The sequence below is a fragment of the Polaromonas sp. 39-63-25 genome, assembly GCF_002278925.1.
Classification (GTDB): domain Bacteria; phylum Pseudomonadota; class Gammaproteobacteria; order Burkholderiales; family Burkholderiaceae_C; genus Polaromonas.
The window spans coordinates 549,560-573,772 of sequence record NZ_NCJH01000006.1; the positions used below are offsets into that span (position 1 = coordinate 549,560).

23 protein-coding genes are annotated in these 24,213 nt (G+C 65.0%); 9 read left to right on the top strand and 14 right to left on the bottom strand.

The window, feature by feature from the left end:
• Positions 1–126 precede the first annotated feature (126 nt).
• Positions 127–639 (top strand): hypothetical protein, encoded by a 513-nt coding sequence (locus tag B7X65_RS09075; RefSeq protein WP_293593960.1) that lies wholly within the window; start codon positions 127–129, stop codon positions 637–639.
• Positions 640–643: 4 nt separating this feature from the next.
• Here the strand turns inward: B7X65_RS09075 and B7X65_RS09080 are convergent, their stop codons facing one another.
• Complete coding sequence (locus tag B7X65_RS09080) at positions 644–1,567, bottom strand: LysR substrate-binding domain-containing protein (protein ID WP_293593961.1); 924 nt, start codon at positions 1,565–1,567, stop codon at positions 644–646.
• A 181-nt stretch (positions 1,568–1,748) separates the two neighbouring features.
• Between B7X65_RS09080 and B7X65_RS09085 the strand changes: the two genes are divergently transcribed.
• On the top strand, positions 1,749–2,939 hold the full coding sequence (locus tag B7X65_RS09085; RefSeq protein WP_293593962.1) for an acyl-CoA dehydrogenase: 1,191 nt from the start codon (positions 1,749–1,751) through the stop codon (positions 2,937–2,939).
• A 4-nt stretch (positions 2,940–2,943) separates the two neighbouring features.
• A complete protein-coding gene (locus B7X65_RS09090; protein ID WP_293593963.1) occupies positions 2,944–4,155 on the top strand; it encodes a CaiB/BaiF CoA-transferase family protein in 1,212 nt (403 codons plus the stop codon).
• A gap of 65 nt (positions 4,156–4,220) precedes the next feature.
• Here B7X65_RS09090 and B7X65_RS09095 read toward each other — a convergent pair whose 3' ends face one another.
• The 11 genes from B7X65_RS09095 to B7X65_RS09145 form a co-directional block, all read right to left on the bottom strand.
• A complete protein-coding gene (locus B7X65_RS09095; protein ID WP_293593964.1) occupies positions 4,221–7,898 on the bottom strand; it encodes a molybdopterin cofactor-binding domain-containing protein in 3,678 nt (1,225 codons plus the stop codon).
• Complete coding sequence (locus tag B7X65_RS09100; protein WP_293593965.1) at positions 7,895–8,392, bottom strand: (2Fe-2S)-binding protein; 498 nt, start codon at positions 8,390–8,392, stop codon at positions 7,895–7,897. The genes B7X65_RS09095 and B7X65_RS09100 overlap by 4 nt, the downstream gene beginning before the upstream one ends.
• Positions 8,393–8,414: 22 nt before the next feature.
• Positions 8,415–9,140, bottom strand: a complete 726-nt coding sequence (pncA, locus tag B7X65_RS09105) for a bifunctional nicotinamidase/pyrazinamidase (protein ID WP_293593966.1) — start codon at positions 9,138–9,140, stop codon at positions 8,415–8,417.
• Positions 9,141–9,189: 49 nt separating this feature from the next.
• Positions 9,190–9,927 carry an ABC transporter ATP-binding protein gene (locus tag B7X65_RS09110; protein WP_293593967.1) on the bottom strand — a complete coding sequence of 246 codons (738 nt, stop codon included), beginning with the start codon at positions 9,925–9,927 and terminating at the stop codon, positions 9,190–9,192.
• On the bottom strand, positions 9,924–10,706 hold the full coding sequence (locus B7X65_RS09115; protein WP_293593968.1) for an ABC transporter ATP-binding protein: 783 nt from the start codon (positions 10,704–10,706) through the stop codon (positions 9,924–9,926). Before B7X65_RS09115 ends, B7X65_RS09110 begins: the two co-directional genes overlap by 4 nt.
• Positions 10,703–12,601, bottom strand: coding sequence for an ABC transporter permease (locus B7X65_RS09120; protein ID WP_293593969.1), 1,899 nt, complete (start codon positions 12,599–12,601; stop codon positions 10,703–10,705). The genes B7X65_RS09115 and B7X65_RS09120 overlap by 4 nt, the downstream gene beginning before the upstream one ends.
• Before the next feature lie 150 nt (positions 12,602–12,751).
• Positions 12,752–13,927, bottom strand: a complete 1,176-nt coding sequence (locus B7X65_RS09125; RefSeq protein WP_293594110.1) for an ABC transporter substrate-binding protein — start codon at positions 13,925–13,927, stop codon at positions 12,752–12,754.
• Positions 13,928–14,007: 80 nt separating this feature from the next.
• Positions 14,008–14,592, bottom strand: coding sequence for an amino acid synthesis family protein (locus B7X65_RS09130; RefSeq protein WP_293593970.1), 585 nt, complete (start codon positions 14,590–14,592; stop codon positions 14,008–14,010).
• 39 nt (positions 14,593–14,631) lie between these two features.
• Positions 14,632–15,273, bottom strand: coding sequence for an amino acid synthesis family protein (locus tag B7X65_RS09135; RefSeq protein WP_293593971.1), 642 nt, complete (start codon positions 15,271–15,273; stop codon positions 14,632–14,634).
• A gap of 22 nt (positions 15,274–15,295) precedes the next feature.
• Complete coding sequence (locus B7X65_RS09140) at positions 15,296–16,213, bottom strand: UPF0280 family protein (RefSeq protein WP_293593972.1); 918 nt, start codon at positions 16,211–16,213, stop codon at positions 15,296–15,298.
• Positions 16,214–16,225: 12 nt separating this feature from the next.
• Positions 16,226–17,860: a 6-hydroxynicotinate reductase gene (locus B7X65_RS09145; RefSeq protein WP_293593973.1), complete on the bottom strand. Its 1,635-nt coding sequence runs from the start codon at positions 17,858–17,860 to the stop codon at positions 16,226–16,228.
• A 262-nt stretch (positions 17,861–18,122) separates the two neighbouring features.
• On the opposite strand from B7X65_RS09145, the gene fdxA reads away from it, so the two are divergent.
• The 5 genes from fdxA (at position 18,123) to B7X65_RS09170 (ending at position 22,171) form a co-directional block, all read left to right on the top strand.
• Complete coding sequence (gene fdxA, locus B7X65_RS09150) at positions 18,123–18,452, top strand: ferredoxin FdxA (RefSeq protein WP_293593974.1); 330 nt, start codon at positions 18,123–18,125, stop codon at positions 18,450–18,452.
• Between the two features lie 39 nt (positions 18,453–18,491).
• Positions 18,492–19,265 carry a ferredoxin--NADP reductase gene (locus tag B7X65_RS09155; RefSeq protein WP_293593975.1) on the top strand — a complete coding sequence of 258 codons (774 nt, stop codon included), beginning with the start codon at positions 18,492–18,494 and terminating at the stop codon, positions 19,263–19,265.
• Positions 19,266–19,607: 342 nt separating this feature from the next.
• Positions 19,608–20,297: a TetR/AcrR family transcriptional regulator gene (locus B7X65_RS09160; RefSeq protein ID WP_293593976.1), complete on the top strand. Its 690-nt coding sequence runs from the start codon at positions 19,608–19,610 to the stop codon at positions 20,295–20,297.
• Positions 20,298–20,353: 56 nt separating this feature from the next.
• Positions 20,354–21,550 (top strand): amidohydrolase family protein, encoded by a 1,197-nt coding sequence (locus B7X65_RS09165; RefSeq protein ID WP_293593977.1) that lies wholly within the window; start codon positions 20,354–20,356, stop codon positions 21,548–21,550.
• Between the two features lie 15 nt (positions 21,551–21,565).
• Complete coding sequence (locus B7X65_RS09170; protein ID WP_293593978.1) at positions 21,566–22,171, top strand: 3'-5' exonuclease; 606 nt, start codon at positions 21,566–21,568, stop codon at positions 22,169–22,171.
• 5 nt (positions 22,172–22,176) lie between these two features.
• Here B7X65_RS09170 and B7X65_RS09175 read toward each other — a convergent pair whose 3' ends face one another.
• Together B7X65_RS09175 and B7X65_RS09180 are read right to left on the bottom strand one after the other, a co-directional pair.
• Positions 22,177–22,476 carry a hypothetical protein gene (locus tag B7X65_RS09175; protein ID WP_240523555.1) on the bottom strand — a complete coding sequence of 100 codons (300 nt, stop codon included), beginning with the start codon at positions 22,474–22,476 and terminating at the stop codon, positions 22,177–22,179.
• Positions 22,477–22,484: 8 nt separating this feature from the next.
• On the bottom strand, positions 22,485–22,817 hold the full coding sequence (locus B7X65_RS09180) for a DUF6172 family protein (RefSeq protein WP_293593979.1): 333 nt from the start codon (positions 22,815–22,817) through the stop codon (positions 22,485–22,487).
• A 142-nt stretch (positions 22,818–22,959) separates the two neighbouring features.
• Here B7X65_RS09180 and B7X65_RS09185 point away from each other — a divergent pair, with 142 nt between their 5' ends.
• Entirely contained in the window at positions 22,960–24,210 is a 1,251-nt protein-coding gene (locus tag B7X65_RS09185) for a DEAD/DEAH box helicase (RefSeq protein ID WP_293593980.1), read from the top strand.
• Positions 24,211–24,213 lie beyond the last annotated feature (3 nt).

Genomic DNA, 24,213 nt, shown 5'->3' on the forward strand with positions numbered 1-24,213 from the left:
TGGAACAAGGGCTGGAATGGTATTTTTCATGTAAAAAGTGCCCACAAGCCGGGTCGCCGACGCTGTTTTTCGCTTTGCGTACAGTAGGGTGTTGAAATGCGCGCGGCGCAGCCGATGGAGACACTGATGACCACCCTTCTGAAATCGCATGTCTTGCTGGGCACCGGCCTGCTGGTGCTGGCACTGACGCCCGCCTGGGCCCAGTTGCCGACCGTCACCACCCGGATCGAAACCTGGACAGGAACCGGCCCGCCGCCCGACTACAGCGCCATCGAGCGGGCGCAGTGGGAACAATGGCAGCTGCAGCGTGAACAGGAACGGCGGCAACGTGAGCTGACGCGCCAGCAGGATGCCCAGATCCGGCAGAGCCAGGAGAGCCTCGGCGAACGGGCGTTGCGGGAGCAGGCGCAGCGCAACGGCACCTGGGTGCCCCAGCACCCCGGCCCGAGCGACCAGGAGCAGGCCAGGCGCGAACAGCAGCAGTTGCAGCGTGACCAGTGGCGGCAGCAGCGCGAGCTGACACGCCAGGATGACCAGCGGCAGCGGCAAAGCGAGGAGTCGGTGGGTCAGCGCGCCCTGCGCGAGCAGGCGCAGAACCGGCGCGAGCAAGGCCGCATCTCCAGCAGCCCCCAGCGCTAGAAACCTAGGCCGCTTGCGGGGCAGGCGTTGCCACACCGCGATAACGGGTGGCCTGGTCGTCGAGCCAGGCCCCAAAAAGCCTCAGCACCGGGTTCTCTGACTTCTGCTCGGGGTAAATGAAGTAATAACGCCGGTCGCTGACGAACTCGTGCTCGATCAGCGGCACCAGGCGGCCCTGCTTCAGATCTTCTTCAATCAGGAAGCGCGGGATCAGCGCCAGACCCTGCCCGTGAATGGCCGCCTCGGTGGTGATGGAAAACAGCTCCATGCGCGCACCGGCCAGGTCGTTGTCGATGTGCAGGCCCAGCGATTCAAACCACTGCCGCCAGGCGTAAGGCCGCGTGCTCATCTGCAGCAGCGGCAGGTGCGCCAGGTCGGCGGCCTTCAGCGTGCGTCGCGTCCTGACCAGCGCCGGGCTGCCCACCGCCACCAGGCGTTCGTCCATCAGGAAACAGGACTCCGTGCCCGGCCAGCCGGCGTCGCCCGCGAAAATGGCCGCGTCCAGCGCGGTATCGGCAAACAGGAAGGGCCGCGTGCGCGACGACAGGTGCACCGTGATATCGGGATGCAGGCGCTGAAAATCGCCGAGCCGCGGCACCAGCCACTTGGCGGCAAAAGTCGGCACCACGCCGAGCTCCAGCGCCCCGCCGGCGCCGCCCTTGGCCATCAAGGCCAGCGTGTCGCGCTCCACGTCGTCGAGGCGTGCGCGCACGTTGCGCGCGTAGTTGGTGCCCGCTTCGGTGAGCAGCACGCCGCGTTTGGTGCGCCGGAACAGCTTCACACTCAGGAAGTCTTCCAGACCGGCAATCTGGCGGCACACCGCGCTCTGGGTGACCGCGTGTTCCTGCGCCGCCTGGGTAAAACTCTGGTGCCGCGCGGCCGATTCAAACAGCGCCAGCGCCGTGGTGGAAGGGATTTTTCGACGCATGGCGGGCTCCTGCCTGGGCGGCTTGGTTGGAGTTCCATTTTTGCACAAACCCGTGCCAAATCATCGGTTGCGCCCGGCGGTGAAGCAAGCGTATGCTTGCGCCATCGTCATCCTTGCCTCGGCCGCCTGAGTTGCGATTTCTGCACACAGAGGCCTCACCCACCCCCTTTGGAGATTCCCCATGAGCCCCAGCCCCCACAAAGCCAGCTTCCACTGGGCCGACCCCCTGCTGCTCGACCAGCAGCTGAGCGACGACGAACGCATGGTGCGTGACACCGCCGCCGCCTACTGCCAGGAGCAACTGGCACCGCGCGTGCTGGAAGCCTTCCGCCATGAAAAAACCGATGTCGCGATCTTTCGCGAGATGGGCTCGCTGGGCCTGCTCGGCAGCACGATTCCCGAAGCCTACGGCGGCGCCGGCCTGAACTACGTCTGTTACGGTCTGGCCGCGCGCGAGGTCGAACGCGTCGATTCCGGCTACCGCTCCATGATGAGCGTGCAGTCCTCGCTGGTGATGGTGCCGATCAACGAGTTCGGCAACGAAGCCACGAAACAGAAGTACCTGCCGAAACTCGCGACCGGCGAATGGATTGGCTGCTTCGGCCTGACCGAACCCAACCACGGCTCCGACCCCGGCAGCATGATCACACGCGCCAAAAAGGTGGACGGCGGCTACAAGCTCTCGGGCGCCAAGATGTGGATCACCAACAGCCCGATCGCCGACGTGTTTGTGGTCTGGGCCAAAGACGATGAAGGCGCCATCCGCGGCTTTGTGCTGGAAAAAGGCTGGAAAGGCCTGAGCGCGCCCGCCGTACACGGCAAGGTCGGCCTGCGCGCCTCCATCACCGGCGAAATCGTCATGGACGAAGTATTCTGCCCCGAGGAAAACGCCTTCCCCGACGTGCGCGGTCTCAAGGGTCCGTTCACCTGCCTCAACTCCGCGCGTTACGGCATCGCCTGGGGCGCGCTGGGCGCGGCCGAGGACTGCTTCCACAAGGCGCGCCAGTACACGCTGGACCGCAAGCAGTTCGGCCGCCCGCTGGCCGCCAACCAGCTGATCCAGAAAAAACTCGCCGACATGGAAACCGAAATCGCCCTCGGCCTGCAAGGTTGCCTGCGCCTGGGCCGCATGAAGGATGAAGGCACGGCCGCCGTTGAAGTCACCTCGATCATGAAACGCAACTCCTGCGGCAAGGCGCTCGACATTGCCCGCATGGCGCGCGACATGCTGGGTGGCAACGGCATCAGCGACGAATTCGGCGTGGCGCGGCACCTGGTCAACCTCGAAGTGGTCAATACCTACGAAGGCACGCACGACGTGCATGCGCTGATCCTGGGCCGCGCGATCACCGGCATCGCCGCGTTTTCCTGAAGCCATGACAGGCTCCGCTGTTCGCCCGCCGCCGCTGACCGGCGTCCGGGTGCTGGATCTGTCGCGTGTGCTCGCCGGCCCCTGGGCCGGGCAGCTGCTCGCTGACCTGGGTGCCGACGTGGTGAAGGTTGAAAAACCGCAGGGCGGTGACGACACGCGCGCCTGGGGCCCGCCCTACCTGAAGGACGGCTCGGGCCGCGACACCACCGAGGCCGCCTACTTTCTCTGCGCCAACCGCAACAAGCGCTCCGTCGCCATCGACATCGCCACACCTGCAGGCCAGGCGCAGGTGCGCGCGCTGGCGCAACAGGCCGACGTGGTGCTGGAGAACTTCAAGGTCGGCGGGCTCAAGCGTTATGGACTGGATTACGCCAGCCTGAGCGCCGCCAACCCGCGCCTCGTCTATTGCTCCATCACCGGCTTCGGCCAGACCGGTCCTTACGCGGCGCGCGCGGGTTACGACTTTTTGATCCAGGGCATGGGCGGGCTGATGAGCGTGACCGGCCAGCCGGACGGCGAGCCTGGTGCCGGGGCACAGAAAGTCGGCGTGGCGCTGACCGACATCATGACCGGCCTGTATGCCACGATTGCCGTGCAGGCCGCCCTGGCCGAGCGCGAAAAGTCGGGCCTGGGACAACACATCGACCTCGCGCTGCTGGACGTGCAGATTGCCTGCCTGGCCAACCAGGCCTCCAACTACCTGGCGGGTGGACTGGTGCCGCGCCGCATGGGCAATGCACACCCGAACATCGTGCCCTACCAGGCCTTCCCCACGGCCGACGGCGACATCATCCTCGCTGTCGGGAACGACGAGCAGTTCGCCAGATTCTGCAAGGTCGCGGGCCATCCCGAATGGTCGGCCGATGCGCGCTTTTCCACCAACGCGCAGCGTGTGGCGAACCGCGCGGCGCTCGTGCCCTTGCTGCGCCAGGCCACGGTGATGCGGACTTCGGCAGACTGGATAGCCGCGCTGGAAGCCGCCGGTGTGCCTTGCGGCCCCATCAACCGCATCGATGAAGTGTTTGCCGACCCGCAGGTGCAATCGCGCGGCCTGCACATCAACATGCCGCATGCGCTGGCCGGGAGCGTGCCGCTGGTGGCCAATCCGATCCGCCTGTCCGGTTCGCCCGTGGCTTACCAGCGACCGCCGCCCATGCTCGGCGAACACACGGCCGAGGTGCTGGCTCAGTGGCTGGGTGCTCAAGAGCCGGCGTAGCACTCGCCTTGCATCGTCTTGTCAATGAAATAGGCCTCCAGCCCAATACTATCGGGCGGAAAAAGCTATTTATTTGATAGCAGTTCAGCCACACCTTCGCGGCTTCCCGCCGTGGCGCGCAGGCGCGATACGGCGGCCGGCAGGTCTTTCCATGCAGGCTGCCCCGGCGCATACCGGCTGCGCATGTAGCTAGCCAGCGTGGCAATCTGGTCGTCGTCCAGGCTGTGCTGGAAAGCCGGCATGAAGCCAATCGCTGCCGTTGCCGGTGCGCGAATGCCCTCCAGAATCACACGAATCAGGTTGTCGGGTCGCTCGCTCTGCAGCTTGCTGTTCAGGGCCAGCGGCGTGTTGACACCCAGCAGCTTGGGCCCGTCCCCGTCGTGGTGGCAGGAGGCACAGGCGCCGTTGAACAGGCGCTGACCGGGGCCGGGCAGCGCCGCGCCGCTCTGCTGCGCCGCCAGCACCACCTGCCTGGCGCGTTCGGCACTCTCGGGCTCGGCCAGGGGCTGGTTGAACGAGGTCAGGTAGCTGGCCATGGCCCGGATGTCATCGTCGGGCAAGGCGCCGAGCTCCTTGACCACCGGACCCATGGGTCCGGCGGCAGCACCATGCTGCAGGCTGTAGCCGTTGCGCAGGTAGCGGTACAACTCGGCGGAAGACCAGGGCACGGGCGCGCGCGACAGGGCCGTCAGCGCGGGCGCTTCCCAGCCGTCGACCACCGCACCGGACAGGAAGGCCTGGCCGCCGCGTTCGGCGCCCAGTGCGTTGCGCGGCGTGTGGCAGGCACCGCAATGGCCCAGGCCGTTGACCAGGTAGGCGCCGCGGTTCCATTCCACGGTTTGTGTCGGGTCCGTGCGGTAAGGCGCCGGGTCATGAAACATCGCATTCCAGGCCGCCATCAGGGGACGCACATTGAAGGGAAAAGCGAGCTGCGTGGCGGGTGTCTCCGAGCGCACGGCAGGCTGCGCCATCAGGTAAGCGTACAGCGCGGTTAAATCTTCATCACTCGTTTTGGCAAAGGCCGTGTAAGGGAAGGCCGGGTACAAATGGTGCCCGTCACGCGAGATACCTTCACGCATGGCGCGCTGGAAAGCGCTGAAGGACCACAGGCCGATGCCGGTCTGCGCATCGGGCGTGAGGTTGGTGGTGAATATCTTGCCGAAGGGCGTCTCCATCGCGCGGCCGCCGGCATTCGGCGTGCCGCCGGGCGCGGTGTGGCACACCACACAGTCACCGGCCGCAGCGAGCTGCCGGCCGCGCTCAATCGTCGCCGCGGTGTAGATCGAAGAACTGCTGGACAACACCGGTGCAATTGCGGGCCGCCAGCCCAGCAGGGCAGCCGCCAGACCAAACACGCCGGCCAGCATGGCACCGGTGCGGGACCAGCGGCCCAGGCCCTGGGGCCAGGGCGCGTTGACGGGCGGGCGGGCCAACGGGGGCGGCGCGGCCAGGGCAGGCGACACGGCCGGCACCTGATCGGGCGCCGGTTGCAGCGCTGCACGCACCACCTCCGCGGTGAAAGGCGGCTGGCGAAACCGCACGCCGGTGGCATCAAAAATGGCATTGGCAATGGCGGCCGTCCCGGGCACCGAGGCCGACTCGCCCGCGCCCAGCGGCGGCTCGCCCGGGCGCGCCATGGTTACCACCTCGATCACCGGCACATCCCTGAAACTCAGGATGGGGTAACTGCCCCACTCCAGGCTGGCCACGGTGTTGGTTGTCGGGTTCAGGCTGACCTGCTCGGTCAACGCCCGGCTGGTGGTCTGCACCACGTTGCCGTGGATCTGGTGCTGCACACCGGCGGGGTTGATCAGCGTGCCGGCGTCATGGCCCACCACCACACGCCGGACCTGCACTTCGCCGGTCTTGCGGTTGACCTCGACGTCGGCCACCCAGGCGGCCCAGGCCGCGCCATAACCCGGCCACTTGCTGTGGACATAACGCGCATAAGCCACGCCCTGTCCGCGCACGATGTCGGATGCCCCGCTTTCCCCTTCAGCCTGCTGCGGCTGTGTGTGGACTTTCCAGCCGGCACGGTCGGCCGTGGCGCGCAGCAGTTCCGCCGCACGTGGCTCGCTCAGGTAACGCAGGCGGAATTCGACCGGGTCCACGCCGGCCGCGGTGGCCAGCTCGTCGATGTAGGACTCGTGGGCAAAGGAATTGGGCAGCGCCGACACACCGCGCAGCCACGAAGCGCGCAACATGGGCGGCATGTCGTTGACCGACACGCGAAGGTTCTCGTAGTCGTAAGGCGGGCGAGCACTGCGGTCGCCCATTTCATAGGCGCGTGCCACCGGCTCGACGGTGCGCGTGAGCAGCAGCGCCAGTGTCGGTGCACCGTTGGACGGGTAGGAGGTTTGAAAATCGTAGGCGGCGACCGAGCCGTCGGCATTGAGCCCGCCGTTGACCTGCATGAGCTGGGCCGCGCCCTTGGGCTCCCAGGCGTGTTCCTGCTCGCGCGTGAGCTGCACCCGCACCGGCGCACCGACAGCGCGCGAGAGCAAAGCCGCATCGGCCGCCACATCGTCGGCGCAGTTGCGGCCGTAACAGCCGGCCGCCTCCATGCGGATCACGTCGATGGCCGTGTCCGCCAGCCCCATGAGGCGTGACAGGTCGGCACGCAGCACATGCGGGTTCTGGCTACCGGCCCACACCGTCATGCGCTGTTCCTGCCAGTCCGCCAGTGCGCAAGATGGACCGATGGAGCCGTGCATCTGGTAAGGCCAGACATAGTTGCGCGGCAAACGCTGGGCCGCGCCCGCCATCGCGGCATCCACGTCGCCCTCGTTTATCAGCTTGCGCTGCGTGGCCGGGTTGGCGCGAATGGCGTTTTCCAGATCGTCAAGATTGGTCAGCCCCGGCCAGGGCTTCCACTGGACACGCAGCTCACGCAGCGCCTGCTCGGCATGCTCCTCGCGCTCGGCGACGATGCCGATGAAATCGCGGATGACCACCACCGCACGAATGCCCGGGATATGCGCAATCGAGGACTCATCGACCGATTCCAGCGTGTTGCCGATGAAATCGCCATGGTCGGCGCCGGCATAAGGCGGGCGCACAACGCGGCCGTGCAGCATGCCCGGCACGCGCATGTCGTGCACAAAGGTCAGTGCGCCGGTGGCCTTGGCAGGAATGTCGACGCGCGCCGCGCTGGTGCCGACGATGCGGTAGTCCTCCGGGGATTTCAGCGGCGAATCCAGCGCCAGCGAAAGTTCAACATGCTGTTGTGCCACCAGGGCACCGTAGCCCACCGACCGGGCGTCGCTGCCGATCACCGACACCAGGCCATCACGCACCGTCAGCAGCGCCCTGTCCACCTGCAGCACGCCCGCGGCCCGGTCCACCAGCCAGGCGCGCGCCTGGGCCGCCGCCGCCCGTAGCGGGACGGCATGAATCTGTATCGATGCGCTGGCAATGGTCGCGCCCTGATTCGGCGCGCGGGTGGTATCGCCCAGCACCATGTTGACGCTGGCCAGCGCAACATCGAGCTCTTCCGCCACAATCTGTCCCAGCGCCGTGCGGATGCCGGTGCCCAGGTCCACATGGCCGTTCAGGGCCGTCACACTGCCGTCATCCCAGACCGCCAGCAATATCTCCACCCCTTCGAGTGGATTGCCGCTGACCAGCGCGGGCTGGCCCGGGGCGGGCGGCGGCGCAGGTGGCGGTTCGCGCGTGACCAGCAGCACACCGCCGGCCGCATGAAAGTCGGCACGTGTGAGGGGGGTGTCGGCGCGGCGCGTCATGGCCGGGGGTCTTTGGGACAGGCTTGCCGCGTGAGTTCTGCCGCACGCAGCACCGCATTCACGATCTCGAGATGCGTGCCGCAGCGACACAAGTTGCCGGACAACTCGCGGCGTATCTCGTCCTGCGTCGGATCCGGCTTGCGCGCCAGCAAGGCGGTGGTCATCATGATCATGCCGCTCAGGCAGTAACCGCACTGGGCCGCCTGCTCTTCGATGAAAGCCCGCTGCACCGGATGCAGCGCCGCCAGGGACCCGAGACCTTCCAGCGTGGTGATCTCGCGGCCGGCCACGCCGCCGGCCGGGATCACGCAGGCGCGTGCGGCCACGCCATCGACCAGCACCGTGCAGGCCCCGCATTCGCCCAGACCACAGCCGTATTTGGGGCTGTTGAGTTCGAGGTCGTTGCGCAGCACTCCCAACAGGGAGGCCTGCGGCGAGACCGTCAGCGTCCGCGTCAAGCGGTTGACGCTGAAGGTCACGACCTGCGAGCTCATCGTGGGCAAGTCAGGTCGCGCTTCAGGCCAGGTCTTTGGACTGGATGCGTTTGACGCCCTTGGCCGCCATCTGCTTCCAGGCCGCCGCCAGCGAGCCGTTCAGGTCAATGGCGCGCGTGGCATCCTCGATCACATAGACCTCGAAGCCCGCCTTGCGCGCGTCCATCGCGGTCCAGGCGACGCAGAAGTCGGTCGCCAGCCCGGTCACAAACACGCGCTTGATGCCGCGCTGCTTGAGGTAGCCGCCCAGGCCGGTCGGCGTCTTGCCGTCGGCCTCGGTGAAAGCCGAATAACTGTCCACTTCCTGGTGGTAGCCCTTGCGCACAATGACCTGGGCCGTGGGCAGCGCCAGGTCCTTGTGCAGGGCCGCGTCGTCCGTCCCCTGCACGCAGTGGTCAGGCCACAGCACCTGGTTGCCATAAGCCAGTTTTTTGACTTCGAAGGGTTTCTTGCCCGCATGGGTGCTGGCAAAGGACGCATGGCCCTTGGTGTGCCAGTCCTGCGTGATCACGATGTTCTCGAAAGCGCCGGCGAGTTTGTTGATGACCGGCACCACCTCTTCGCCGCCCTTGACCGGCAGCGTGCCCCCGGTCACAAAACAGTTCTGCACATCGACAACAATCAGCGCGCTTTTGGCGTCGGGCTTGATGCCGGCGGCAAAGGCCACGCGGCCAGCCAGGCCGGCAGCAGCGACGAGGCCGGCGCCGGACAGGGTTTTCAACAGGGTTCTGCGGGTAGCGGGATGCATGATGAAATCTCCTTAAACGGGTTGAATGACGTTGACAACAACTGGCGCACTAAACGCTGAGGTAGGCGCGCCGCACCTCTTCGTTGGCCGACAGCTCGGCCATGGAGCCCTCGTAACGGATCTGGCCCTTTTCGAGCACATAGGCCCGGTCCGACACCAGTTCCGCAAAATGCATGTTCTGTTCGGACAGCAAAATGCTGACGCCCTGCGACTTGAGTTCCAGGATCATGTGTGCCATCTGCTCGACAATCACCGGTGCCACACCTTCCGAGGGCTCGTCGAGCAGGACCAGGTAGGGGTTGCCCATCAGGGTCCGGGCGACGGTCAGCATCTGCTGTTCGCCGCCACTCATGCGGCCCCCCTGGCGGTCCGGCATCTCGCCGAGGTTGGGAAACAACTTGAACAGCCGCTCGGGCGTCCAGACCGGCGCCTCGCTGCCGTCGGGCCAGCGGCGCGGCGGCTGCCGCCCCACTTCCAGGTTCTCCATCACCGTCAGGTCGGTGAAGATGCGCCTGTCTTCCGGCACAAAGCCCAGGCCCATACGCGCCGCGTGGTGGGGTTCGCTTTTTGAAATGTCGGTCCCCAGGAAGGAAACACTGCCGCGCCGCTTGTCCAGCATGCCGATCAGCGTTTTGAGCGTCGTTGATTTTCCGGCGCCGTTGCGCCCCATCAGGGCCACCACTTCACCGCGCCGCACCTCGATGCCCACGTCGTAGAGGATCTGGGCAGCGCCATACCAGGCGCACAGGCCCTGGGCCTGCAGCAGGACTTCGTTCGCAGCGCTCATGAGGCGGCATCCTTTTCCAGTGTCTTTTTCTCGAAGGTCTTGCCGCTGCCGAAATAGACCTCCTGGACCTTGGGATGGTCGCGGATTTCCAGCGGCTTGCCTTCGGCGATCAGCCGCCCCCGCGCCAGCACGATCATGCGGTCGGCGTAGGCAAACACCACATCCATGCTGTGCTCCGTGAACAGCACCGCCATGCCCCGATCGACAACCAGTTGTTTGGTCAGGGCCATCAGGTCGTTGCGCTCCTTGGGCGCCATGCCGGCCGTAGGTTCGTCCATCAGCAGCAGCTTGGGATTGTTGGCCATGGCCATGGCGAGCTCCACACGCTTGACGTCGCCATAGGCCAGCACGCTGCAGGGCCGGTCGGCCTGGGGCTTCATATTGACCTGGTCGAGCAGCACCAGCGCCTCCTCGCGCTTGTGGTCGGCGGCGCGGCGCCACATCGAAAACAGCTTGCGGTCCGATGACAGCAGCGCCATCTGGACGTTTTCCACCACCGTCAGCGAGGAAAAGGTCTCTGCAATCTGGAAGGTCCGGCTCACGCCAAGCCGCCAGATGTCGCGCGGAGCCAGGCCAATCAGTTCCTGGCCGCCCAGCTGGATCGAACCGGCATCGGCGCGCAGCTGGCCGTTGACCATGTTGAAGGTGGTCGACTTGCCGGCGCCGTTGGGCCCGATCAGCGCCAGCAACTCGCCGGCGGCCAGCTCGAAGCTGATGCCGTCAACCGCCTTGACGCCACCGAATGATTTGCCGAGGCCGGCTACTTTGAGCAAGCTCATGACTGCCCCTCCTTCGCGCCGCGCAGGCGCGACAGCAGTTGCTGGACAAAGCCGGCAATCCCTTGCGGAAACAGCAGCACCAGAATCAGGATGATGGCGCCCAGCATGGCGCGCCAGTAGTCGGTGTTGCGCGCTACCGTGTCGTGCAGCCAGGTGAAGGTGACGGCACCGACGATGGGCCCCACCAGCGTCTGCACACCACCCAGCAGCACCATGACCAGACCGTCAATGGATTTGCTCACATGCAGGCTTTCCGGGGAAATGCTGCCTTTGGAGAACGCATACAGCGCACCGGCCAGGCCCGCGAAGGTGCCGGCAATGACAAAAGCCACCCATTGCATGCGTTTGACGTCGATGCCGATCGCGTCGGAGCGAAGCACCGAATCGCGTGCAGCACGCATGGCGTAACCAAAGGGTGAATACAGCATGCGGTGCATCATCAGCACCGCCCCGGCCACCAGCGCCAGGGTCAGGTAGTAGTACATCTTCTTGTCGGCCAGCCATTCGGACGGCCAGACGCCGGTCAGCCCGTTGCTGCCGCCGGTGAAGGCATCCCACTGGTAGCAGATTGCCCAGGTGATCTGGGCAAACGCCAGCGTCAGCATGGCCAGGTAGACGCCCGACAGCCGCACGCAGAACCAGCCGTAGATGAAAGCGCCCAGCGCCGCCAGCGCAGGCGCGACAACCAGCGCCACCTCCATCGGCAGGTTCAGGCTGCGCACCAGCAGGGCCGCGCCGTAGGCCCCCAGGCCGAAGTAGGCCGCATGGCCAAAGGAATGCATGCCGGCCGGCCCCATGATGAAGTGCAGGCTGGCCGCAAACAGCACGGCCACCAGCAGGTCAATCAGCAGGACCGTCACATACGGCGACTGGGCGGTCAGCGCAGGCATCAGGACCAGCAGGGCCAGCAGGGCGGCGCCGCCGAACTTGTAGAGGCGATCGGGCGGGCGCAGCGGCGCCTCGGCGGTGCCGGCATGGCGGCTGGTCGCCTGGGGCCGGCCGAACAGGCCCCAGGGACGGGCCACCAGCACGACGGCCATCACGAGAAACTCCACCACCAGGGTGAGTTTGGAAAACGAAATGCTGACGCCCCAGATTTCCACCAGACCGAGCCAGATGCAAATGGCCTTCAGCTCCGCAATCAGCAATGCCGCCACATAGGCGCCGGGGATGGAGCCCATGCCGCCGACCACCACCACCACAAAGGCGGCGCCGATGATGTTGAGGTCCATCTCGAGGTTGGCCGGTTCGCGCGGCAGCTGCAGTGCACCGCCCAGGCCCGCCAGCAGTGCACCCAGCGCAAACACCGCGGTGAACAGCCAGGCCTGGTTGACCCCGAGCGCGCTGACCATCTCCCGGTCCTGCGTGGCGGCACGCACCAGCGTGCCCCAGCGGGTTTTGGTCAGCAGCAGCCAGAGCAGGCCGAGAACCACCGGACCGGCAACAATCAGGAACAGGTCATAGGAAGGAAATTGCCGGCCAAGGATGGACACCGAACCTGTCAGGCCGGGCGCCCGCGGGCCGAGCAATTCTTCAGGCCCCCAGAACCACAGCACCCCGTCCTTGATCACCAGGCCCAGCGCAAAGGTGGCCAGCAGCTGAAACAGTTCGGGCGCCCGGTAGATGCGGCGCAGCAGCAGGACTTCGACCAGCGCACCAAGCACACCGACGGCCAACGCAGCCAGCAGCAGGGCCGGCCAGAAGCCGACCGTGCCGCCCAGGGTGGCCACCAGCGAATAGGCCACATAAATGCCGACCATGAAAAATGAGCCGTGCGCGAAATTGACGATGCGCGTCACGCCAAAGATCAGCGACAGCCCGGCCGCCACCAGAAACAGCGACGACGCACCGGCCAGACCATTGAGCAACTGGACGACAAAGCCTGAAAAGCTCATGAATTACCTTTGTTTTACGGGAGACAGCCCCTTGCAGGCGGCACGACAGGCCTGGGCCTCCGTGCAGGAGTCCATCGCCGGCGAAACCTTCGGCCGGCACCCGCGCCAATGGCGCGGGACCGAACCTGGTGTCGCCGTGCGCCAGCCTGCTCAGTCGGCGGGGCGCAGCTTCTTGATTTCTGCAGCTGACGGCTGGAATTTCGCGCCGTCCATGTAGCGGTAGTCCACCATCACACCCTTGCCGCCCTCGTTCTTGGTGCGCCCGACGTAGGCGCCCATGGTGGACTGGTGATCTTCAGGACGGTAGACCACGGGACCAAAAGGCGTGCTGACCTTCAGGCCGCTGAAGGCTGCGATCATTTTTTCGGTATCCGTGGACTTGGCTTTCTTCATACCTTCGGCCAGCGACTTGATGGCGCTGTAACCCACTACGGAACCGAGACGCGGGTAGTCCTTGTACTTGCCGTGGTAAGCCAGAAAGAAGGCCTTGTGCTCGGGCGTCTGGATGCCGTACCACGGGTAACCGGTGACCAGCCAGCCGTTGGGCGTCTCGTCCTTGAGCGGATCAAGGTACTCGGGTTCACCGGTCAGCATGCTGACAACTTCGCGGCCCTGGAACAGGCCGCGGGTGTTGCCCTCGCGCACAAACTTGGACAGGTCGGCACCGAAAAGCACATTGAAGATGGCGTCCGGCTTGGCATCGGCCAGGGCCTGCACCACGCTGCCGGAGTCCACCTTGCCCAGAGGCGGCGCCTGTTCGGCGACGAACTCCACATCGGGCTGTGCCGCTTTCAGCAGCTTCTTGAAGCTGGCGGCCGCGGACTGGCCGTATTCATAGTTGGGATAAACCACAGCCCAGCGCTTTTTCTTCATCGCGGCCGCATCGGGCACCAGCATGGCCACCTGCATGTAGGTGGAAGCGCGCAGGCGGTAGGTGTAGCGGTTGCCGTTTTGCCAGACGATCTTGTCGGTCAGCGGCTCTGCGGCAAGAAAGAAAAATTTCTTCTGTTTCGCGAAGTCCGTCAGTGCCAGGCCGATGTGCGAGAGAAAGGAGCCGGTCAGCACGTCCACCTTCTCGCGCGAAACCAGTTCCTCGGCAGCACGGACCGCGTCACCGGGGTTGGCGTTGTCGTCACGGACAATCAACTCGACCTTTTTGCCATTGATGCCGCCGCCGGCATTGATTTCCTCGACAGCCAGTTCCATCCCCTTCTTGTAGGGCTCGAGAAAGGCGGGCTGGGCCTTGTAGCTGTTGATCTCGCCGATCTTGATGACCCCCTGCGCGTGGGCGGCCCCCAGCGAGGCCATCAGACCCAGAAAAGTCATGGTGCCCAGCATCTTGTATTGCATCTTCATAAAAAAACTCCTGCTTGTCGTGGATCGGAATGGTTGGTGAGGAGCGCCGCTTACCGGAGCCCATCCTCGCCCTTGATGTCGTGGACTTGCAAGCCGCCCACGCGCGGTAGTGGTCGGCCGCTGTCTGTGACGACGACTGCAACCACAATTTCATTGGCACGCGGTGCATCGGCGACACGCGCCTCCATGGCGTCAAAATGGCTGCGCACAAAAGCCGCGTCCTTGTGTCCGAGCGGAACGTCGATCGCGGTACCGAGGCCGCCCCGCTTCTTGCTGGACGGCACAAGGGCCGCGCCCTTTTCGACTGCCAGACGCAAGGGCGCACCCAGTTTGGGATGCAGGATGGCTGCGGCATGCTCCAGTTCTCCGGCCTCGCCGACAATCGCCGCCTTGCCGTAACTTTGCGCCTGGCCAGGCGAAATGCCCAGCGCCTGCACACATTTGGCGCCCAGCAGGCCGCCCAGCTCTTCCCCGATGGCGATCAACTCGTCGAGGTTCTCGACGTACTTGCCGGCAAACGGATTGGCGATCACCGCCATGGCCAGCGCCCGCCGTGTCGGCGGATTGACTGCTTGTCCCATTTCCATCCGGGTCTCGTCGACCTGGACAATGATTTTTCTGATTGTGGCTGTCATGTTGTGGTCCTTGCGTGTTGTCGTTGTGTCGATGGCGCCTCAGCGCAGGCCGTCCCACTTGCTGATGGCCTGGGCTGCCAGCCCACCTACCCGCGCATGGACACGGGGACCGGTACTCATGGCAAGAATAAAGACAATTTCGTCCGGCAGGGGGGCGCCGGGAACGCGAACTTCAATGGCATCGAAATGACTGCGCACGTAGGCGGCATTGATGTGTGTCATGGGAACGTCCAGCGCGGTACCGGGTGCACCCACTTTCTTGGTGGAAGGCACGATGGAGAGGGCATTGCCAGGGCGTCCGGATTTTTCCTCGCCCTGCCCTTTGGCATAAGCCGCAGCATCACCCTTCCAGCCCAGCAGTTCCCGCATTGCGTAACCGCCAGGGACATGCCAGAGCGCACCGTGCTCGAGCTCGCCCGCCGCACCGACGATCGCCCCCTTGCCATAACCCTCGATACGGTCCGCCGGCACGTCCATCGCCGCGCGCAGGCGTTCGGCCATGTCGATACCGACGGGTTGAAGCGCCTCCATCATGGGCAGGATGTCGGGCTCGTAGCGCCCTGCAAACGGATTGGTCAGCACGGCAGCAATGGCGCCGCGCATCAGCGGCACCGGGGCGACCGGGCCGAACTCGTGCCAGATCTGCTCCACGTGCGTGAAGATGCGTCGTATTTCAATCATCGGTTTGCGTCCATCCATTTCATTAAGCAAATACTGAACCAACTTGCACGCCCCGGCTGTCAGCATGCCGGTTTTCCAGGGCAAGCGTGTCCACCGCACCGGTGGTCATCACCTGATTCTGGCAAACCAGCGCGGCCGACCAGATCAGGCCCGCAGCGCGCAAGGCCTGCGCGCGCTTGAGGCCCGCCCGCAAGGCCTGCTGCACCAGCGCCGGCTCCAGCGGCGGCACATCGACTGTGACGGGAATGGCGCCGAGGTCGCAATCATCCTTCAATTCGCAGGCCGGCCTGCGCCGGATGCGGGTATCGCGCAGATCGACCGCATTGGCAATCACGGTGGCCGCCGCATCGGCCTCGGACGCGGTGCGTGCGAGAACCGTGACGCTGTCGGCGATGCCGAGTGAAAAACTGCGGCCGCGCCAGCCGCTGGTGGCCACGCCGCGCACGGGCAGCACACTGGCCACCTCGAACTGGCCATCGGTCTGCACCCCCTCAAGAATTTCGTCCATGCTCAGCCGCGAAAGGTCGGCGTAAAGACCTATGCGCACCGACTGGGAAGGCGTGAGATGCAGGGCGATGTCGCCGCCATTGTTGACCCAGGCACGCGTCACGCCGCTGACGGCGTAACAGGCCACCAGCTCCTGCGCCACGGCGCCGGCCACCGCGGCCATCGGGGTGATGAAACTGCTTTTATATGGCTGACAGGCATGCCACATGCGCCTGGCAACCGGGCCCCGCACCGGGCATTCGCCGCGCACGGGAAGCCGCAGGAAGACCAGCTCCTGCACCAGTTCATCCAGGATGCCGCGAAAACGCAGCCAGGCATCGGTGTGCGCCAGCTCCAGCGCCTCAGCACTGCCGCTTGCCCCAATGACGATGTCCATCGGACCGTGCTGGAAATGCCAGCGGCCGTCGGGCAGTAGCGTGCGCTGGGCATCCATGCGTCGCCTGCCTCAACCCAGCAATGGCGGCCGCGCGAGCGGCCATGGATTGGCGGCGGGCAAGGGCACCCACTTACGGGACGTGGGCGCACCTTCGTTGTGCCAAGCACCCCGGCGCAGTGCATCCTCCAGCGTGCGCACATGGTCCATGTGACCGCCCAGCGCACGGTAATCGTCGAGCTTCATGCTGAATTCAATGGGTGCGACGATGGCCGGTGTGGGCACGGTGCCGAAGCTGTTGTCCGGCATGCGCATGACGTCGGCCATCACAGTGATCCCGCCGCCCGGCCAGATATAGGCGGGCGCCCCGCCGCAGGTGACATTGACCAGCGCGTCCTTGATGGCACGCGTCAGCAAAACCGGGTTTTCCGTGACCCCGGCACGCAGGCTGCCGCCGGCGCCACCCAGGAAAAGCACAGTCGTCAGCGAAGGCTCGCAGTTTTCGCCGATGCGCTCGACAATGCGGCGCACCTCTTCGGGCATGTCCTGCTCCACCGGCTGGAGTTTGTCGTCAAGGACATACCAGCTCGCGTGCTCGCCGGTGGTCGATGTCATGAGCAGTCGCAGGCCGGGCCAGGCCGCCTCGGCATCCCAGCTTTCAATGATGGCCAGCGGATCGGCGATGTCCGTGCCGCCCCACCCTGTTCCGGGGTTGGCCACCTGGAAATAACGTCCCGGCGTGGATTTGCGGCCCCGCATCCTGATTCCCGAGGGACGCATGTCCAGGCAGCGGCCGGCCTGGTGCTCGGTCAGCACACCGGTGATGTGATCGTCGACCACCACCACCTCGTCAAGCTTGCCGAAAAACTGCTTCGCAAAAATGCCGATGGTGGCCGAGCCACAGCCCACACGCATGCGCTTTTCTTCCACCCCGTTGACGATGGGTGCGCGGCCGGCCTGGATCAGGATCTGGGAACCGCCGTCAATCGTGAGTTCGGCCGGCTGCTTGTTGCCCAGCGCCATCATCATCTCGACCGTCACGCGACCCTCTTTCTTGCTGCCTCCGGTCAGGTGATGCACGCCACCGAGCGACAACATCTGGGAGCCATACTCCGCCGTGGTCACATGGCCCACGACTTCGCCCTTGCAGCGCACATTGGCCTGCTCTGCGCCGAGGAAGCGGTCGGTATCTATCTTCACCTTGAGGCTGCAGTAGCTGAAGATGCCTTCGGTGACCACCGTCACCATGTCAACGCCAGCCGCCCTGGACGACACGATGAAAGGCGCCGGTTTGTAGTCGGGGTAGGTCGTCGAGGAGCCCACGCCGGTGACGAACACCTCGTCGGCCAGCAGCAGGTCACCGCTCCAGGATGTTTCGTCCGGGGAGGCCTCCGGCAATGCGGCCGGATCAGGCATGCCCGCGACGGCGGTACGGGCAGTGAACGGCACGAGCACAGGCTCGCCACCGTCCAGGGTGCGGCGCAGCAACAGCACGGGATCAACACGAACCAGCGTACCGCCCTGGTTGGCATACCGGTCGCAGGCGCCGCTGCGGCCGTCGGAAATCTGGCACAACACCGGACAGGCGTTGCATTCAATCTTCTCGCTGTTCATCCGCTCGCTGCGCGGCCGGGCCTTTTCCAGGACCTGGGGAAGCCCCGGGGAATCCATGCCTGGTAATCCGTCCGTTTTTGTATGCTCGGTCATCGTGTTTGCCTTCGTCCTGCCGGTCATCCCGCGCGCCACTCCAGATGTAGCGCTTGCTCAACTTTAATGTTGCACTTGCTACATTTGAAATCAATGTAGCGCATACGCATGGCCGGTGCAATAGTGTTTACACGTCAAATCCGGAATTTCTCAAAAAAATGTTATGGGCGCTACATTTAAATGTTGCGTTCACTACATTTGTATGGCACATTGATGCCATCGACCGCCGGCGGCCTTCCCGGCAGACCCCCTCAAGGACCTCATGACCCACGTCGTCACCGATGCCTGCATCAAATGCAAATACACGGATTGTGTGGACGTCTGTCCGGTCGACTGTTTCAAGGAGGGGCCCGACTTTCTGGTGATCGATCCCGACGAGTGTATTGACTGCGCCGTGTGTATTCCCGAGTGTCCGGTCAACGCCATTTACGCCGACGCGGACACGCCCCCGCAGTTCGAACCCTTTTTCGAGCTCAACCAGCGCCTCGCCAGACAATGGCCCACCATTTCCAGGCGCATTGCGCCCCTGGCGACGGCGGAGCAATGGAAAGACAAAACCGGTAAGCTGGCGAGCATCCATCTCGACGGCTGAACCACTCACCCCGAACCTCCAGCCCCTACATTCACCACAATGAGCGCCTTCAACGAAGAACGAGTCCTGTCCGTCCACCACTGGACCGACCGCCTGTTTACCTTCACCACCACCCGCGACCAGTCGCTGCGCTTCAGCAACGGCCATTTCACGATGATAGGCCTGCGGGTCAACGACAAGCCGCTGCTGCGGGCCTACAGCATCGTGAGCCCCAACCACGAGGAACATCTGGAGTTTCTGAGCATCAAGGTGCCCGACGGCCCCCTGACGTCGCGGCTTCAGCACATCAAGGTGGGCGACACCATCATCGTCGGGCGCAAACCGACCGGCACCCTGGTGATCGACTACCTGCTTCCCGGCAAACGGCTGTACCTGCTGTCCACCGGAACCGGTTTGGCGCCCTTCATGAGCATCATCCGCGACCCGGCAACTTACGAACAGTTCGAGCAGATTGTTCTGGTGCATGGCGTGCGGCAGGCCGACGAGCTGGCCTACCACGACCTGGTCGTGGACCATCTGCCGCAGCACGAATTTCTCGGCGAGATGGTGTCCAGGCAGCTGCTGTATTACCCGACCGTGACGCGCGAGAGCTACCGCAACATGGGCCGCGTCACCGACCTGATGGAAACCGGCAAGATGTTTGAAGACCTGAAGTTGCCCCCGCTGGACCCCGCGCAGGACCGCGTCATGATCTGCGGCAGCCCGGGCATGCTCAAGGACCTGAAACACATGCTCGAGAAACGCGGCTTTGTGGAGGGCAACACCTCCAGACCCGGCGACTTTGTGATCGAGCGTGCGTTTGCCGAGCAATAATATGGCCCCCACGCTTCTCGCTTCGCGTAGTACGCTGCCCCCCGAGGGGGCGCTGCGCCTGCGGCCCGGCAAAGCCGGCTCCGCGGCCCCGACTGGTGAAGAGAACACCCCCACGCTTCTCGCTTCGCGTAGTACGCTGCCCCCCGAGGGGGCGCTGCGCCTGCGGCCCGGCAAAGCCGGTTCCGCGGCCCCGGCTGGTGAAGAGAACACCCCCACGCTTCTCGCTTCGCGTAGTACGCTGCCCCCCGAGGGGGCGCTGCGCCTGCGGCCCGGCAAAGCCGGCTCCGTGGCCCCGGCTGGCGAAGAGAAGACCCCCACGCTTATCGCCTGCTAACTGACGCCATGGCCACCAAAACCACACCCCCACGTTCGGCGACTGCCCGGCTCGCCTCAGCAAAGCGGCCGGGCGTGCGGGAGCAGGCCGCGCAAACCACGCGCGACAACATCCTGCGTGCCGCCACCAAGGTCTTTGCGCGGTATGGCTACGAGGGCGGCAGCGTGGAAAAAATCTCGCAGTCGGCCAAGTCCTTCGACCGGATGATTTACTACTACTTCGGGAGCAAGGAAGGCCTGTTCATCGAAGTGCTGGAAGACATGTACCGCCGGATGAACGATGCCGAGCTGGAGCTTGACCTTGACCTGGAGCAGCCGGTGGAGTCGCTCAAGGACGTCATCCGTTTTGTCGTGACCTATTACAGCAAGAACCCCGAGTTCATCACGCTGCTCAACACGGAAAACCTGCACCGCGGCAAACACATCGCCAAGTCCATGCGCGCCCGGGAGTACTCGTCACCCGCGATTGCGATCATCCAGAAGTTACTGGAAAGCGGCGTGAAGAAAAAGGTGTTTCGCGCTGACATCTCCGCACGAAATGTGTACCTGCTGATCGCGGCGACCGGCTACTTCTACATTTCCAACCGCCACACGCTGTCGGCCTTCCTCGGGGAAGACCTGCAGACTCCCGAGGCCCTGGCCGCCTGGCAGGCTTTCATCACCAGCACCGTGCTGCGCACCGTGATGCTCAACCCCTGACGCGCCCGCGCCGGCGGCGGACATTCCCACCCACGACCTTTGAGAGGGCAAACAACATGGCAGAAGCTGTATCGACCGGAAAATCCGGAAAAGTGGTGATCAAAAACATCGGCCTGCTGCTGTCCGGGGACATCGACAAACCCATCCTGGATGCCGACACGATTGTCGTGAACGATGGGCTGATCGTCGCCGTCGGCAAGGCCAAGGACTGCAACACCGAGGGCGCGCAGACCATCATCGATGCGCACCAGACCTGCGTCTGCCCTGGGTTGATCGACAGCCATGTGCATCCGGTATTCGGAGACTGGACGCCGCGGCAAAACCAGATCGGCTGGATTGACTCCACGATGCACGGCGGCGTCACCACCATGATCTCAGCCGGCGAAGTGCACCTGCCCGGCCGCCCCAAGGACATCGTCGGGCTCAAGGCCCTGGCCATCACCGCACAGCGGGCTTTCGACAACTTCCGCCCCGGCGGCGTCAAGGTGCTGGCCGGCGCCCCCATCATCGAAAAAGGCATGGTCGAGCAGGACTTCAAGGAGCTGGCCGAGGCCGGCGTCACGCTGCTCGGTGAAGTCGGCCTGGGCTCGGTCAAGGCCGGCTACGAAGCCAAGGAAATGGTGGCCTGGGCCCGCAAGTACGGCATCCAGAGCACCATCCACACCGGTGGCCCATCGATTCCCGGCTCCGGCCTGATCGACAAGGACGTGGTGCTCGAAGCCGACGCCGACGTGATCGGCCACATCAACGGCGGCCACACCGCCCTGTCCGAGCAGCATGTCTGCGAACTCTGTGAAAAGTCCTCGCGGGCCATCGAGATCGTGCACAACGGCAACGAGAAGGTCGCCATCGCGGCGGCCCAGGCCGCGCTGCAGCTCAAATGCCCGCACCGGGTAATCCTCGGCACCGACGGGCCTGCCGGCTCCGGCGTGCAGCCGCTGGGCATGTTGCGGCTCATCGCCCTGCTGTCCAGCCTGGGCAACATTCCGGCCGAACTGGCCTTCTGTTTTGCCACCGGCAACACGGCGCGTATCCGCCAGCTCAACTGCGGCCTGATCGAGGTCGGCCGCGACGCCGACTTCGTGTTCATGGACAAGGCCCAACATTCGGCCGGCCTGAACCTGCTCGACAGCGTGCAGCGCGGCGACATTCCCGGTGTGGGCATGGTGATGATCGACGGCATCGTGCGCAGCGGCCGCAGCCGTAACACGCCGCCGGCCACGGAAATCCCCAGCGTCGTCACCCCGGCCTGAGCGCCGGCACCCCGCATGTCGCACCTGCCGTCTCCGACCAAGGAGGAGCTTGCCCGGCTCGAGCCCCTGGCGCAGCTCGGCTTGGCCGATATTTCTGTGGTCTCCACGCGCCAGCAGGCCGATGAAGCCTTCCAGTCACTGGCGAGCAGCGCCGTGCTGGGCTTCGACACCGAATCCAAACCCACCTTCTTCCGGGACCAGGTGTCCGAGGGCCCGCATGTCGTGCAGTTTTCCACCCTGCACAAGGCCTGGGTGTTCCAGCTGTATGACGCCGGATGCCGCGACACCGTGTCGGCCCTTCTCGAGCTGGAAACGGCAGCCAAGGTGGGCTTCGGGTTGGCGGGCGATCATCAGCAGATCCGGCGCACGCTGGGTGTTTCTCCGCGCAATGTGCTGGATCTCAACGCGGTGTTCAGGAGTCGCGGCTACGCGAAGGAGCTCGGTGTCCGCGGCGCGGTCGCCGTGGTGTTCAACCGGCGTTTCATCAAGTCGAGAAAAGCCACCACCTCGAACTGGGCCAACCGGCAGCTCACCGAGAGCCAGATCGTGTATTCAGCCAACGACGCCTGGGCGGCGATCCAGGTCTTTCACGCACTGGGCCTGCCACCGCCGCAGGCCTGAGAGACTCAAGCGTAAATGAATTGCTGTCTGAAGGCGGCGCAGAACTGTGGGCTGCCGCCCATCGACAGGGTCAGCGTGTACCAGCGGTCGCCCGCCTCCTCTTCCTGCTCCTGCAGGTTGAAGTCCCACTCCCCGCCATCGTCCAGCGGCGCCTGCAGGCCCGGAAAGGCCGAGTGCGCCCACTCCAGCACCTGTACGATTTCCGTGCGGACGGCGGCCACCTGGTCGGGCCGGACAGACGCCATCGCGTCGAAAGTCCCCACGCCCTGCGCGTCTTCGCTGTAGTCGAACTCGAGAAAATGCAAAGGGAGCTTCAGGACGACGCCTCCTGCCCGTCCGTACTTTCCGCGGGGGCCGCGGCGGGTCTGGCCGTGCGGTGCCCCTCTTTGGCGAGCAGTTCGATGTAAAACGCAGCGCCGCCTTCCGCGGCAACCGCGTCGATCAAGCCCATGATGGTCGCAAAATGCACCACGGCGGCGTTGTCCGGGCTGGTGCCGAAACGGCAGTCGAAATCCCAGTAGTCCACGCTCTCGGGCAGCGGCACCCGGCGTTGCCTTTTGACGTATTTGCGGATTTCGTGCTTGACGGCGTCGAGCACGCGATCCCGGTTTTTGCCTTCGATGTTGAGCTGGAATGTCTTTTTCACGCTTGCCTTTCGAGGGGGTCTGGTATCAGCCCGGACGGACGTGATTCGCAAGCCTTCGATTATGCGGCCCCGGCGGCGGCCCCTTGTGGCGCAACAGCTTAAACTGGGCCTTTGCCGCCGCCCCCTCACAAAGCCCTACTTCATGCCATTTTCTTCCCTGGGCCTGTCCCCCGCCCTGCTGCACGCCGTCAGCACCAAGGGTTATCTGGCGCCCACACCGATCCAGACCGCTGCGATTCCCGCCATCCTGCAGGGCCGTGATGTTCTGGGTTCGGCGCAAACCGGCTCGGGCAAGACGGCAGCCTTTGTGCTGCCGTTGCTGCAACAACTGCTGGCGGGCCCGCACGAGAAGCCGCGCAGAGTACGCGCGCTGGTCCTGGTTCCCACACGTGAACTCGCGGCGCAAGTCGGCGAGACCGTCCGCAGCCTGACGCAGCAACTGCCGCAGGCCCTGAAGGTGGCGACTGTGTTTGGCGGCGTGTCCATCAACCCGCAGATGATGAACCTGCGCGGCGGGGCCGACATCGTGGTCGCCACGCCGGGCCGCCTGCTGGACCTGGTGGACCACAACGCACTGGCCCTGTCCGGCATCACGGCACTGGTGCTTGACGAGGCCGACCGGCTCTTCGAGCTCGGTTTTGCCGACGAACTCGGACGCATTCTCGCCCTGCTTGCGCCACAGCGCCAGAACCTGTTTTTTTCGGCCACCCTGCCGCCCGCCGTGCAGGCCCTGGCGCAGACGCTGCTGCGCGAGCCGGTCCGCATCGACGTGCTGGCCGGACCGGAGCAGGCGCCCGACATCGTGCAGCGCGCCATTGCCGTGGACACCGGACGGCGCACCCAGCTCCTGCGCCACCTGATCCAGACAAACGGCTGGCGCCGGGTGCTGGTCTTCGTGGCCACCAAACATGCGGCCGAAATCGTGGCCGACAAGCTGCGCAAGGTGCGGATCAACGCCGAGCCTTTCCATGGCGAACTGAGCCAGGGAAAACGCACGCAGGTGCTGGCCGACTTCAAGGCCTCCCGGCTCAAGGTGGTGATCGCCACCGATGTGGCGGCCCGCGGCCTGGACATTGCGCAGTTGCCGGTGGTGGTGAACTACGACCTGCCGCGTTCGGCGGTGGAGTACACCCATCGCATCGGCCGCACCGGCCGCGCCGGAGAAAGCGGCGTCGCCCTGAGTTTTGTCAGCGCGGACACGCTGGCGCATTGGCGCCTGATTGAAAAACGCCAGCAGCTGGCGCTGCCGCTCGAGCAGATCGAAGGTTTTGAACCGCTGCCGACGGACCCGTCAACTGACGAAGCCGCCAGCCCGCCCTCGACGGGCGGCATCAAGGGCAAACGCCCCAGCAAGAAAGACAAACTCCGGGCCGCCGCAGCGCGCGGAGACTAGGCG

Bases quoted from the DNA above. Each gene is read 5' to 3' on its own strand.
- B7X65_RS09125 (WP_293594110.1), bottom strand. From the start codon at position 13,927: ATGACTTTTCTGGGTCTGATGGCCTCGCTGGGGGCCGCCCACGCGCAG.
- B7X65_RS09170 (WP_293593978.1), top strand. From the start codon at position 21,566: ATGTCGCACCTGCCGTCTCCGACCAAGGAGGAGCTTGCCCGGCTCGAG.
- B7X65_RS09075 (WP_293593960.1), top strand. From the start codon at position 127: ATGACCACCCTTCTGAAATCGCATGTCTTGCTGGGCACCGGCCTGCTG.
- B7X65_RS09100 (WP_293593965.1), bottom strand. From the start codon at position 8,392: ATGAGCTCGCAGGTCGTGACCTTCAGCGTCAACCGCTTGACGCGGACG.
- B7X65_RS09140 (WP_293593972.1), bottom strand. From the start codon at position 16,213: ATGGATGCCCAGCGCACGCTACTGCCCGACGGCCGCTGGCATTTCCAG.
- B7X65_RS09080 (WP_293593961.1), bottom strand. From the start codon at position 1,567: ATGCGTCGAAAAATCCCTTCCACCACGGCGCTGGCGCTGTTTGAATCG.
- B7X65_RS09165 (WP_293593977.1), top strand. From the start codon at position 20,354: ATGGCAGAAGCTGTATCGACCGGAAAATCCGGAAAAGTGGTGATCAAA.
- B7X65_RS09090 (WP_293593963.1), top strand. From the start codon at position 2,944: ATGACAGGCTCCGCTGTTCGCCCGCCGCCGCTGACCGGCGTCCGGGTG.
- B7X65_RS09110 (WP_293593967.1), bottom strand. From the start codon at position 9,927: ATGAGCGCTGCGAACGAAGTCCTGCTGCAGGCCCAGGGCCTGTGCGCC.
- B7X65_RS09185 (WP_293593980.1), top strand. From the start codon at position 22,960: ATGCCATTTTCTTCCCTGGGCCTGTCCCCCGCCCTGCTGCACGCCGTC.
- B7X65_RS09155 (WP_293593975.1), top strand. From the start codon at position 18,492: ATGAGCGCCTTCAACGAAGAACGAGTCCTGTCCGTCCACCACTGGACC.
- B7X65_RS09085 (WP_293593962.1), top strand. From the start codon at position 1,749: ATGAGCCCCAGCCCCCACAAAGCCAGCTTCCACTGGGCCGACCCCCTG.
- B7X65_RS09160 (WP_293593976.1), top strand. From the start codon at position 19,608: ATGGCCACCAAAACCACACCCCCACGTTCGGCGACTGCCCGGCTCGCC.
- pncA (WP_293593966.1), bottom strand. From the start codon at position 9,140: ATGCATCCCGCTACCCGCAGAACCCTGTTGAAAACCCTGTCCGGCGCC.
- B7X65_RS09145 (WP_293593973.1), bottom strand. From the start codon at position 17,860: ATGACCGAGCATACAAAAACGGACGGATTACCAGGCATGGATTCCCCG.
- B7X65_RS09135 (WP_293593971.1), bottom strand. From the start codon at position 15,273: ATGATTGAAATACGACGCATCTTCACGCACGTGGAGCAGATCTGGCAC.
- B7X65_RS09120 (WP_293593969.1), bottom strand. From the start codon at position 12,601: ATGAGCTTTTCAGGCTTTGTCGTCCAGTTGCTCAATGGTCTGGCCGGT.
- B7X65_RS09095 (WP_293593964.1), bottom strand. From the start codon at position 7,898: ATGACGCGCCGCGCCGACACCCCCCTCACACGTGCCGACTTTCATGCG.
- fdxA (WP_293593974.1), top strand. From the start codon at position 18,123: ATGACCCACGTCGTCACCGATGCCTGCATCAAATGCAAATACACGGAT.
- B7X65_RS09115 (WP_293593968.1), bottom strand. From the start codon at position 10,706: ATGAGCTTGCTCAAAGTAGCCGGCCTCGGCAAATCATTCGGTGGCGTC.
- B7X65_RS09130 (WP_293593970.1), bottom strand. From the start codon at position 14,592: ATGACAGCCACAATCAGAAAAATCATTGTCCAGGTCGACGAGACCCGG.